Origin of the sequence: Streptomyces sp. enrichment culture (assembly GCF_964273145.1) — a bacterium.
In the GTDB taxonomy this organism is placed as follows: Bacteria; Actinomycetota; Actinomycetes; order Streptomycetales; family Streptomycetaceae; genus Streptomyces.
The window spans coordinates 4,422,488-4,434,423 of record NZ_OZ186873.1 but is presented as its reverse complement, the minus strand read 5'-3'; the positions used below and the strand labels follow the sequence as shown (position 1 = coordinate 4,434,423).

At 64.1% G+C, this 11,936-nt stretch carries 6 protein-coding genes and 2 pseudogenes; 6 read left to right on the top strand and 2 right to left on the bottom strand.

Annotated features, from left to right (window positions below; translation table 11 throughout):
* Positions 1–134 precede the first annotated feature (134 nt).
* Positions 135–470 carry an SHOCT domain-containing protein gene (locus ACSU6Z_RS20130; RefSeq protein WP_437047523.1) on the top strand — a complete coding sequence of 112 codons (336 nt, stop codon included), beginning with the start codon at positions 135–137 and terminating at the stop codon, positions 468–470.
* 153 nt (positions 471–623) lie between these two features.
* Here the strand turns inward: ACSU6Z_RS20130 and ACSU6Z_RS20125 are convergent.
* Positions 624–939 (bottom strand): annotated as a pseudogene (locus ACSU6Z_RS20125) (transposase); the annotation flags it as partial.
* Positions 940–941: 2 nt separating this feature from the next.
* Positions 942–1,248, bottom strand: a pseudogene (locus ACSU6Z_RS20120) (IS5/IS1182 family transposase); the annotation flags it as partial.
* Positions 1,249–1,410: 162 nt separating this feature from the next.
* Here ACSU6Z_RS20120 and dpdE point away from each other — a divergent pair.
* From dpdE to ACSU6Z_RS20095, 5 genes are read left to right on the top strand one after another with little or no spacing between them, the layout of a single operon-like run.
* Positions 1,411–4,749 (top strand): protein DpdE, encoded by a 3,339-nt coding sequence (gene dpdE / locus ACSU6Z_RS20115; protein ID WP_437047521.1) that lies wholly within the window; start codon positions 1,411–1,413, stop codon positions 4,747–4,749.
* Positions 4,749–7,343 (top strand): protein DpdF, encoded by a 2,595-nt coding sequence (dpdF, locus tag ACSU6Z_RS20110; RefSeq protein WP_437047519.1) that lies wholly within the window; start codon positions 4,749–4,751, stop codon positions 7,341–7,343. Before dpdE ends, dpdF begins: the two co-directional genes overlap by 1 nt.
* Entirely contained in the window at positions 7,343–8,209 is an 867-nt protein-coding gene (dpdG, locus tag ACSU6Z_RS20105) for a protein DpdG (RefSeq protein WP_437047517.1), read from the top strand. The genes dpdF and dpdG overlap by 1 nt, the downstream gene beginning before the upstream one ends.
* Complete coding sequence (gene dpdH / locus ACSU6Z_RS20100) at positions 8,202–11,231, top strand: protein DpdH (protein WP_437047515.1); 3,030 nt, start codon at positions 8,202–8,204, stop codon at positions 11,229–11,231. Before dpdG ends, dpdH begins: the two co-directional genes overlap by 8 nt.
* The gene (locus tag ACSU6Z_RS20095; RefSeq protein ID WP_437047513.1) at positions 11,228–11,911 is read left to right on the top strand and encodes a hypothetical protein; all 684 of its coding nucleotides are present in this window, start codon (positions 11,228–11,230) and stop codon (positions 11,909–11,911) included. Before dpdH ends, ACSU6Z_RS20095 begins: the two co-directional genes overlap by 4 nt.
* The last annotated feature ends 25 nt before the right edge of the window (positions 11,912–11,936 follow it).

Here is an 11,936-nt window from a genome sequence, read left to right as displayed (position 1 = left end):
CTCATGCCCACTGAGATCGATAGAGCAACGGCTTCATAGGCCAGGCCGCCGCGAAGGCTGCTCTGTCTGGGGTGATCGGTAAGGCTGTCGGTGCCGGCCTCGGGGCTGCCATGAAATCCGGGCACACCGTCCGCGTGAACTGGGCCGACGGCAAACAGTCCATCATTGAGCTGCCGGAGAAGCTGTTCACGATTTTCTATGTACTGCTCGAGGGCCAGCGGGTCCTAACTGATACCCCCGCTCAAGCCGAGTCTTCGGAGCCCCTCCCGGCGCAGCCTGGCGTGACCGAGAAAATCTTGGACCTCGCTTCTTCGGCGATCCAGCGAGGCAAGCATGGGGCACCGGCCGAGGCCGCAGCTCAGCCGGATGTTATCGAGCAGATCGCGAAGCTCGCGTCACTCCACGACGCTGGCATCCTCACGGACGGGGAGTTCGCGGAGAAGAAGGCTGAGCTGCTCAAGCGTTTCTGACACTTGAGGCGGCCAGTCGGCGCCCGGGCCCGGCTCGACGCGCATGATCCAAATCTCTTGGCGTGGTACTGACGCCAGATCTCGCGCAGGTGGCTCGACTCCACTCCGTCCGCAGTATCAACCGACCCGCTCTGCTGCAAGGTGAGCGTCAGGCATCGACCAGTCGATCCGCCCCGCAAGGTCGGCGTCGACCTGGACCGCCGGCAGGACCCTGTCCAGGTGCCTTCCGCCGACCAGCGGCGATGCCGTTCATAGACCGTTTCCCAGGACCCATAGCGTTCCGGCAGGTCACGCCACGGGGCAGCGGTCCGGACCCTGAACAGGATCCCGTTGATCACCTTGCGATGGTCGCCCACCGGCCTCCCCGACTGCCCGCGGACGGCAGATGCGGCTCGATCAGCAAACACTCGCCGTTCGTCAGATCCCCCGGCCCATGCTCCGTCCAACCAGCAACGTTCGGGTTGCACAAAGTCTTGCGGTGATCCACCAGAACTGTAGTCGGGCGACTGCACTCGACCGGGACCCGCTCCATAAGCGCCCGGTCGACGGACTGCTGGGTGAGCGTCAGTTCCCCTCACCCAGTGTGGTCACGCACGCGCCGGCACCGATGTAGGCGCGATCGGCGAGGACCCGCACCTTTTGGCGCTCGTAGATCCTGATGATCCGGTGGGCGCGGGCCGCGGTAAGGCCGTGCCCAGCTTCTCCACAGGGCCGCGGGCAGCCAAAGCACCTCGCCACGGTGACGAGACGGCTCGCCTCCCCTATCATCCGTTGCACGTTACATCTGTGGGGTGTCACTGCATCCGCTCTTCACAGACGGCGCATCCTCAAGGGTTCAACAACTAGAGAACTTGTGATCAAATAGTGAAAGATGTGCTGCTATAGCGCCGGGGGCGCTGCGCCCTAAGGAGGGGCCTGCACATCAGGTGGGGGCAAGATCGTGAAGCAGGGCCACGTGAGCAGCGTATGGGAACTCGGTGCCTTTGTCCGGATACCGGAGGGTCCGGGGATCGGCAAAGTTGGGGAGGTGGAGGCGGGGCGCGTCCGCATCGACTACTTCGAGTCGCCAGCTGCGACGATCGCACAGTCGTACTGGGTGGCGGATCACCTGGTTCATCGGGTTCAGTTGGAACGCGAAGAGCGCATCTGGTGGCGGAGTCCGGACGGCCTGTGGAACGCGGGACGAGTGATACAGGCAGAGCCCGCCCAAGGCTCCTACATCGTGCGGTTTCCCAATGTCGACTACGACCTGCCTGTCCCTGAGGAACATCTGTACGTGCGGTGGGATCGCCCCGTGGTGGATCCTGCGGCGGATTTGACAGTCCGCGGCGGAAGCACGGCGCCGTACCGGGACGCTCGGCTTCCGATCCTGCAAAGCCTGGTCCGGCAGCGTGGCGCCTGCGCTGGCATGAGCACGTTCCTGTCGTCGACGGTGGAGATTTTTCCGCACCAGGTGAACGCCGCGCTTACCGTCCTCTCCGACCCGGTCCAGCGGTACCTCCTGGCCGATGAGGTCGGCCTCGGGAAGACGATCGAGGCCGGGTACATCGTTCGCCAGATACTCATCGACAATCCCCAGGCGTGCGTAGTGGTCGTCTCGCCGGGCGCTCTTCGCCGACAGTGGCTGTCCGAACTCAAGGACAAGTTCCACACCAGGGACTTCCCTGATGCGACGATCGTCGTCACCAGCCACGAGACCCCTGAGAAGTGGGCTGGATACAGGCAGGCCGACCTCGTCGTCGTGGACGAGGCCCACGCACTGGTGCAGGCAGGTCCGGATGAGACGCCCTACAAGGAGTTGTGCGGACTCGCGCACTCGGCCCAGCGGTTGCTGCTGCTGTCTGCCACCCCCGTAACGTCTGGATACCTGACGAACCTCGGTCTGCTCCACCTGCTCGACAAAGAGCTCTACTCGTGGGAGCGGCGCCAGGACTTCGAGGACCGCTACCGTATGCGTGAGGAGTTGGCCAACTCGGTCTACTCCCTGGACCCGGAGTACACCTATGTCATCCGGGACTCCATCGAGGAGATCCGAGCACAGGTTTCCTCCAGTGATGTCCGTCTGGCTGAGCTCGCGGACGAGGTCCTCGGCATGCTCGACGAGGAGGACGAGCTGATCAATCCCGATGCGGGGGATGAGTTTGCCCGTCGGGTCATTGAGTTGCGCGCTCACATTAGTGAGACGTACCGGATCCATCGCCGAGTGATTCGCAACCGGCGTGAAGCGGTGCTGCAAGAGGGCAGCGGCCCGGACGCCGAGGCACTCCCCTATGAGGTGCGCGGCCGTCAGCGCCCCGGACTCATCCACTCGCCCTCGACGGTCGTAGAGGCCGGGGGTGCATTCGTGATGCTCTGGTGGAGCACGGTGCGCGAGCACCTGGAGAACGAGGGGATGCGCGATCAACTCTCGCTCTTTGCCATGCCCTTGGCGATTCTCACCTCGCGGGCACCCGCGCTTCCCTACGACGCCATCGATGCACTCCGGTGGCGGGTGATGGGCGACGCCGATGCTGGCGAACGTGCCGGGCTCTCACCGCGGGAGAGGGAACTGCTTGTCAGCGTGCCGGTAGCTGCATGTGAGAAGACCGTGTTGGCCGAGGCCGAGGAAGATTGGCCTGCGGGAGCTGAGCCGAGCGAGGAGAACCTGAAGCACGTCATCCGGGCGCTTCTTCCCGTGATGCGCAAGGCAAAGCGCACCATCGTCTTCTGCGGACCCGGCCGGCTGGCTGACGCGCTCGCAGGCAGATTGCGCCGTGACTTTCCGAAGGTAGTGACTGCCCAGCACACGCGTACGCTGGGCGCGGCCAAGGCGGCAACCGAGATCTCTCGGTGGGCCGACTGCCTGCCCGGGCAGGCGGTGCTCCTGGCCGACGACACGGCTGAAGACGGTCTGAACCTACAGGAAGCCGACTGCGTCGTGCATCTGAGGCTTCCCTGGTCGCCCAACCAACTGGAACAGCGTCTGGGCCGCGTCGACCGCTACCCGGGCCCGGCTTTGCCCGGAGCCACTGGTCCCACGCCCCAGTTTCGACTGGCCGAGGACAACGGCCCCGACGGCTCCTTTACGGAGGCATGGGCCACCCTACTCGGGGATGCTTACAAGGTCTTCGACGGTTCCGTCTCCACTCTCCAGGACGCCATAGCCCAGTCAGTCAAGAGTGTATGGACCGGGGCGGTTGAGGACGGACCGGAAGGGCTTGTGGCACAGCAGCAGGAAGTGCTTGCCCGGCTCGGCAAGGAGCGCGACGAGGTCCGCAAGATGGACCTTCTGGAATCCATCCACGTGTCGTCGCAGCGTCTGCGCAGCGTTCCGGCCGCGTTGACTGAAGTCGAGCGTGACTGGTCCGACATGGAAGGGGCGCTCCTGGCTTACACGGACGCCGCTGGAGGGGGGATCAAGCTGTCTTCCCTCGATCGTTCCATCGAGGGATCCCCAGCTCGGCGCTTTCTGATCAACAATAGTTCGAGCCGTCCGCTTCTTGCTCCCCGCCACTGGAAGCGGATTAAGGATCGCATCCCAGACGATGAAATCGCTCATGCGATGTTCAACCGGTCGCGTGCGCTGCGCAGTCGGGACGCACGGCTGTTCCGCGTCGGCAATCCCCTGGTGGACATGCTGTCCGATGCTGTCCTCAATGACAGTCTCGGGCAGAGTGCCGCCTTCAGGCGGATCGACCAGGGCATGCCGCCGGGGCACGAGCCGCAACCGTACTTCGGTTTCGATTTCCTCATCGAGGCGGACACCGCTGCCGCGCTGGAGCACGTCCAAGACAGCACGGACGCGGCAAGGGCTCTGCGCCGCCAGGCGGATCGGATCTTCCCACCTGTCATCAGGCGCGTCTGGATTGAGTCGGGCACGAACCAGCCCGTGACCGTAGACGGCCAGTTGGCCTTTCTGAATCGTCGCTACGACAAGGGCAAGGGTGACCGCAACTACAACAGCCAGCGCGTCTCGGAGTTGTTTGAGGTGTTTGGAGGCCAGGAGCACGCAGCCACGTACGTCCGGGACGCACAGCAGGCAGCGCTCAGGTTCCTGCACCAGCACACAGATCTCGCGGCGGTTTGCCAGGACGCCCAGCAGAAGGCGCTGGAGGTCTCCGCGGTTTTGCACTCGCAGGCCCAGGCTCGGCAGGCCGCTGGCCGGCTGCTGCGCGATACCGAAAGCTTGGTCACCGATGCGAAGGTGCTGACTTCGCTCGCCGAGGGGCTGTCACAGCCGGTTGTCCGCGTCGTGGCGGCTGCCTGTCTGGTCCGCCGCGGATTGGAAATGGCCTACTGATGTCTGACGACGCATGGGTGAGCGCTCAGCACCTTCTCAACCAGTGGCCCGAGGTGAAGCCGGACGCACTGGCCAAAGGCGTACTACGCCGTCTGGCAGATGCCCTGGTTGGGATAGACAACGGCAACACCGGCTGGCTGGACATCGTCTCGCTGACTCGGCAACTGTTGTTGCACCATCAGGCACTGGGCCGGACAGGCCGGCTGTCGGTGCCGCTGCGAGAGGGCCTACCCACCGTCGATCAATGGCGAGCGGGCGGTTGCGACGTGGTGAGAGACGGGAGCCGCGCGCTGGTGCGGGGCCAGGAGTGGGCTCCGGTCGAGGGTGACAAACCTGCGCACGAGGCAGGTCTGGCGCAGGTCCGTGAAGCGGTTCTGGGCAAGGACTCTGGCCTGGCCCGAGTTCTGCAAGCTGAGCCGGCCGATCCGTTTTGGACGGACGTCCTCGGCTACGAGCACTACTTTTCCAAAGGGCAGCGTCAAGCAGCTCGCGCGGTAGCCCTGATGCCGCCGGGTGAGACCCTCCTGATCTGCCTGCCTACCGGTCACGGTAAGACACCGGTGGCACTCGCCGGGGCGATGCTAGCCCACCGCCGCAGCGGCGTGTCCGTGATGGTGGTGCCCACCGTGGTCTTGGCTATCGACATGGAGCGGCGTGTCCGTGAGTTGCTGAGCAGGCGTGATCCCGGTGCTCAGCACAAGCGGTATGCCTACTTCGGGGAGTTGAGCGAGGCCGACAAGGAGCAGATGCGATCGGACATTTCAGCAGGGCGGCAGGCGCTGGTGATCACTTCGCCGGAGGCCGTGGTCGCCAGCCTGAGCAAAGCCCTGCGCGACGCCGCCCAGGACGGGCACCTGAACTTCGTCATCCTGGACGAGGCACACCTCGTCGAGCAGTGGGGCAACGAATTCCGTTCAGGATTCCAGAGTATCGCCGCCCCGCACCGAGCTTGGCGCGAGGTCGCGCCCCAGGGGCATGCTCCCAGGACGGTCGCGATGAGTGCCACGCTCACCGAGCAACAGGTGACGACGCTGCGGGACCTGTTCGGTTCCCGCGAAGGTACCCACGTAGTCTGGTCCTCCGAACTGCGCAGTGAACCTGCCTACTTCTTGGATGCCTTCGACTCGGACGAGGCGCGTTCCCAAGCAGTGCTCCGGGCTGTTGCACGCCTCCCGAAACCGATGGTGCTGTATGCGACCCAGAAGAAGCACGCCACCGAGTGGGCCCATGCGCTGCGCGCCGCCGGGATGCAGCGCGTCACCGTCGTGCACGGAGACACCAACGATGCGGGGCGCCGCCGCGCGCTTGAGGGCTGGTCGGGCCGCACGAGCCATGGCGCTGTCGCGACCGAGTACGACGTCGTCGTCGGCACCTCCGCCTTCGGGCTGGGCGTCGACCTCGACGACGTCCGCAGTGTTGTGCACGCCTGCGTGCCCGAGACCGTGGACCGCTACTACCAGGAGGTCGGACGAGGCGGCCGTGACGGCAGTCCCTCACTCGCCTACCTGGCGTCGGCACCTGGCGACCAGGCCACAGCCCAGTCTCTGAACGAGCAGAAGATCCTCATGGCGGATACCGCATGGGGACGATGGCGGGCGATGTTCACCAAGGGACATCACCTGTACGCAAACCGCTACTTGCTCGACTTGACTGTGCGGCCACCACGGATGCCTATGGGGTACGCCACGCACAAGGACTGGAACGTTCGCCTGCTCAACATGATGGATCGCATCGGGCTGATCCGTGTCTTCCCACCCACACCCCCGATGCGTGAGCCCGGCGAAGACACCCCGGCCTGGCAGGCGCGGATCACCGCGTTCTACGAAACTGCCCGAGACCGGATCGAGATCGAATTGGTGGAGGGCCAGGCCAACAATCCAGAGAATTTCCGCGTCGCCTACGAGCGCATCCGCTCCAGCGTCAAGGGTGCCCAGCGCAACTCTCTGCGCGCAATGCTGACGGTCTTGCGTCACGAGCGGTGCATTGCCGACACTCTGGCCGAGTACTACTCGATCACAGGAAGCAACGGTGGGCGTCACTACACCATGGCAGCCTGCCGTGGCTGTCCTGCGTGCCGACGTCAGGGACTTCCCCGTGAAGGAGCGGCGTCTCACTATCACAGGCCGCTCTCGCCGGATCCGGCCGCTGTTGAGTGGCCCCCACGCGACAGTCCTCTGGCCCACCTGCACCCCCAGACCTCGCACCTCAGCATCTATTGGCACGACCCTGCGGAGCGCAAAGAGAACTTGCTGCCTGTTCTGGTGAAACTGGCACGGTCGGGTGTCTGCCACTTCACCGGCCCTGGCCTCGACGCGGAACTGGCCCGGCAGATACAGGAGCAGGCACCAGGTCATCCGGTGCTCGTTGATCATGACAGCAGCCTGATGGGCAGTGGCACCCGGGCCACCGTCGTCTGGGTTGCCGATGAGGCGACGTCGCTCCTCCCGGAAGAACTCCGCTACCGGCTTGAGGACGGGGACCCTCTCTATCTCCTGCTGCCTTGGCAGGTACAGGATCCGACCAGGCCCGGGGTTCCCTTCGTGACCACCCACCCGTCGTTAAACATCCAGCACGCGAGGAGCGAGTTCAGGTAATGGCATTGCTCAACACGCCCGTACCGTATCCCGGCGAGATCTGGGTGGTGGTGCGCTTCCTCGCCTCGCAATCCGGGCCGGTGGCCTACGACACGCTGCGTGCCTTCCTTGAACCGCACAGCCGCGAATCAAAGAAGCTCAGCACGGTCCATTACGCCCTCACCACCCTGCGATCACTAGGGCTCGCTGAGGAAAGCGGTGACGGTCAGGACTGGGTTTTGGCGGGTGATCTTGCAGCCCTCACTTGGGACGACTACGCTGCCTTCCAGCGCGGCCTGCGCTCCGCCGTGCTGGGCCTGCGCGGACACCAACCGGCCGATACGGCCGATGACCTGCGGCGGGCTCTTGTATGGAGCCTGACCCGCGACCCGTTCTCGGAGTCCTTCAATTGGGCCGTGGTGGACAGTCAGCACCAAAGGGATGCGCCCGACGGAGAGTTGATCTTTGTAAACGACACTCGATGGTCACCGTTCACGACGTGGGCGACATCCCTCGGCTTGGGAGCCTCGGCGCCCCACCTCGCCCAACGCTACATTCCGGACTGCACACTCGCCGTGCGGCAGGTGTTGGAAGAGCACCTGCCACCTGATGCTCCTGCGGATGCCCTGGATGTCCTGCGCCTGCTGCGCGAACACCTTCCTGTCCTTCCCGGCGGAGCCATCTCCAACAGTTTGGGCTACGGGCTTGCGGACGACCGGATTGCCGGCGCGGCACTCTCCTTCGCCCTGATGCGAGGCGAGTACGAGAAGTGGCTCGTCCTGAGCAGCGACTCCGACGCGAAGCAACCGATCAAGGTGCAGGACCCAGAGCAGTCGTCCATGCGCCTTTGCTCCGCCATCGCCCGACAGGGGGCCGCACATGTCTGACTTCCATCGCTTCGTCTGCTGGGACGTGGAGAACGTAACTTCCACGATCCAGACGGAGGCGGTCGTCTCCTCGCCAGCCATCTTCCTCTCCACGCACACACGGTTGGGCATTCAGCGTTGCCGGATCAATGGCCGATCGTTCAACAGCACGGGTGAGAGCGTCACAGAAGAGGATGTCCGGGACGACTTCCTCAACCGGCGCACGAACACCGGGACGCTGCTGCTGCCAGTGGTTGGTGAATCAGGATCCGGCAAGTCCCATCTGGTGCGCTGGGTCAAAGAGAAGATCAAGCACTCCGACAACCGAAAGATCATCTACCTCGAGAAGTCCAAAACGAGTCTGCGGCATGTGATCGACTCTCTCCTCGACGAGGTCGAGGACGAAGAGATCGAACAGATCCGCAAGGACATTCGGCACGTCACCGGGACCTTCACCGCCACCTCATTGGCGCGCCGTCTCATCACCCAGTTGAGCGTCACACTTGCCGACCTCAGCAAGGACGCGGTCTCTGGAAAGAAGCGCCAACTCGTCGGGCCACGAGGCATCTCCCTGCTCCTGCAGGATCCGCTTCTGCAGGAGCAGATGCTCGAGCCCGACAACTTCATTCCCCGGTTCGCCGAGCATTTCCTCAGCGACCGGGAGTCCGGTGAGGAACGCCCTCCACGCTTCTCTCTCGGCGACCTCCCCTTGAGCCCTGACGCCATCGCCGGCGACATGGCGGCTCCTACGCGGCAGATCTTCGGCATGGTGATGTCAAGGCCCGAACTACAAGTGCTGGCTGTGGAGCTGCTCAACGACCACTGGGACAAGGCCGTCCAGGAAGTATCGTCGCTTGGAGGCGGTCGTCTCCTGGGAGCGATGCAGAAGGCGCGCGAGATCTACGCTCGCCAGGGCAAGGAGATCATCCTCCTGGTAGAGGATTTCGCCCTCATCCAAGGTGTCCAGGGAGACCTGCTCGACGCGATCACCGAGACGTCGCAGCGGGACGGGAAGACGGCTCTCGCGCCCATGCGCACCCTCATGGCGATCACGAGCGGATATTTCCACGACCTTCCAGAGACCGCAGCCACCAGGATCAGCACATCCACCGGAGGATTCGTCTACAACCTGGACATCGTTCTGGGAGAGAGCAAGACGGGGATAGAGGACATCGCCAGGTTCGTTGCGAAGTACCTCAATGCGGCACGAGTGGGGCGTGATGCACTGGAGCGCGCTGGTGGCGAATCGGTCCCCAATAAGTGCGACGACTGCACGGTAAAGAGCCTTTGTCACGGTTCTTTCGGTGCATCCGTCGACGGGTTCGGCCTCTACCCGTTCAATCGTGCGGCGCTGACGCGTGTCGTTCACAGCGTGGCTCCGCAAGAGAACCCCTACGCGTTCATCCCGCGCACCGTTCTCGGCAATGGAGTCATCCCGATCCTGAACGACGCCTACGGGTCGATCAGGAAGGGCGAGTTCCCGAGCACCTTCTTCCAGGAGAACTACAAGGCCGTCAAGGGCGTCGACAAGGCACTGCCCAACAGCATCAGCGAAGACATCGAGGCACGCGACCCTGTGAACGCCAAGCGCCGGCGCAAGGCACTGGAGTTCTGGGCTGACGCCCCCGCCCAGCTGGTGAACCTGCTACAGGGCATCGGCGAGGCATTCTCCCTTCCGGAGTTGGACGTAGACAGGCAGCCGGCGGGAGAGACCTCCCAGCGCGAGGTCATTATCGTCGATCCGCCGCAGACTCCGCCGGTTGCTCCCGCTCTCCAGCGCAAACTCGATGTGGTGGAAGACTGGGCGGCCAGCGGATTACGCCTCACCACCGAGGTGGCGAACATCGTCCGCACCATGGTCTCCCGATCGGTTCACTACAGGGAGGACTGGCTGACGCCTCCCATCAAGCCGATCGGAGTCGGCGACGCGGAAGCAGCTGGCTGGACCGTCAAAGCCAATACAGTCTCAATCGAGGACGCCAGTGCCGAGGCGCTAAACAAGAGCGCAGCAATCACCCTGGAGCGCAATCCCCGCAACGGCGAGTTCTTCAAGAGTCTGGTCAGGGTTCACGCGCAGGATGCCGACGGAATGCGGCCACAAGACGTCGTCAGACTCGCCAGCTCCGCAGAGAAACACCGAGCAGCCCTGCGTGAACGGGTCGCGCTCAACGCTGAACACGCCGACGGGGACCTGGTCGCAGGACTGCGCGTATCTCTGCTCGGGGCTGCCCTCGCCGGGCAGGTTGTCCCTGGTATGCCGATCGATGCCCTCTATGCCGCCGCCTTCGACAAGGGGAAGGCATGGGCTCGGCCGGACAGCTCGTCACGCACCGAGACATGGATGAAGCGGCTTAAGGTACACCTGCAGCATCGCGCCGGTCTTGTGGAGGCACTGCTGAATTCTCTGGGACTCGGCCAGGGTGCCACGGGTGCCGTCCACGTCATTGACGCGGCACGTGCCGTTGCCCTCGTGAAGGAGGCCGCACAGAAGTGGGACTTGTCGAGCATTGAACTGCCGAAGTGGGCCAAGGAGGCCGCACACCCCCTTCGCGCCGGATGGGACGTTGCGGTACGTGGTCAACTACAAGAGTTGACCACCCTCGTCCACGAGATCCGGGAACGCTTTCCCAGGTCGAGCGGTCCCGGTGACCGCCTCGTCCAGCAGGTCGCCACGGCCCTGCAGATGGCCAACGCCGAAGGCATCACAGGACCCCAGGGGCCTGAGTTGGAGATGCGGGCTGCAGCCGTCGCGGAAGCCGACTGGAACACGGTATCCGTGCTGGAGAAGGAACTAGTCCGCGCCAGGGAGGACCAGTCGACCGACAACCTCCTGGCTGTGGTGGCCGCGCCACGCTCACCGCATTTGCAGGAGATGCGCGCCTACCTGAAGACCGCCGACGCCTTGCTCGACACCGCTCTCGCGGCAGCGCGGATGCAGACCCAGAACGCGGTCAGCGATGCCGCGGACCAGTTGGCAGGTCTGCTCGTGGAGTGGCAGCAGGCCGTAGATGACGCCGCACCCCAAACGGAGGCAGGCGAATGAACAGCGTGACGGTTCTGGAGAAGGCGCAGGAACTGCAGAACACAGCCCGCAGCATCTCTGAAAGCCAAAAGGAGCGAGATGACCAGGAGCGGGTCCTCCGCCGTATCGATGAGGTACGCACAGCGTTGCAGGCAGCGATTGTGCAGCAACGGACCGCGGTACTGCTTCGCGAGCGCACCGGCCAGGCTCTGAACATGTCCGGTTTCGACACGGCACGGGCCAAACTCGAATCGAAATCGCGCGGAGGCCTGCCAGGTGACCGGGCTTTCGTTGATGCCAGGCGCGCCTTGGAGGCGTTCACCAGCGAGTTGAGTGCCTCCCTCAGACAACTTTGGAAGACCTGGGCCACCGCACGGATCCAAGAGGTCTCCCCCGTCCGCTTTGTCACCCTTGGCCCCGATGAGCGACTGGAGGCGACTGAGCTCTATGAATCGATGAAGTCCAAGGCAAACCGTCCCAAGGTCGACAGCGCCACCATCCTTACATTCTGCAGCGACCGCGACACGCTTTCAGCGCTCCTTCAGCATGCGCCGGCCGATGCACCGCAGGGTCTCCTCGAACTCATCAACCGACTGGATGCGGGCGACGTCACTCTTCGCGAACTCACGGACGCGGACATGGCACTGCTGCGAGAGTACGACCAGGACAACTGGTACACCGTCACTCGGAAGGCGAACTGACAACCTGTGGCATCAACGACATCGC

What these genes read in the sequence shown, in the direction of transcription:
- dpdF (WP_437047519.1), top strand. Translation starts at nt 4,749, where the DNA reads ATGTCTGACGACGCATGGGTGAGCGCTCAGCACCTTCTCAACCAGTGG.
- dpdG (WP_437047517.1), top strand. Translation starts at nt 7,343, where the DNA reads ATGGCATTGCTCAACACGCCCGTACCGTATCCCGGCGAGATCTGGGTG.
- dpdH (WP_437047515.1), top strand. Translation starts at nt 8,202, where the DNA reads ATGTCTGACTTCCATCGCTTCGTCTGCTGGGACGTGGAGAACGTAACT.
- ACSU6Z_RS20095 (WP_437047513.1), top strand. Translation starts at nt 11,228, where the DNA reads ATGAACAGCGTGACGGTTCTGGAGAAGGCGCAGGAACTGCAGAACACA.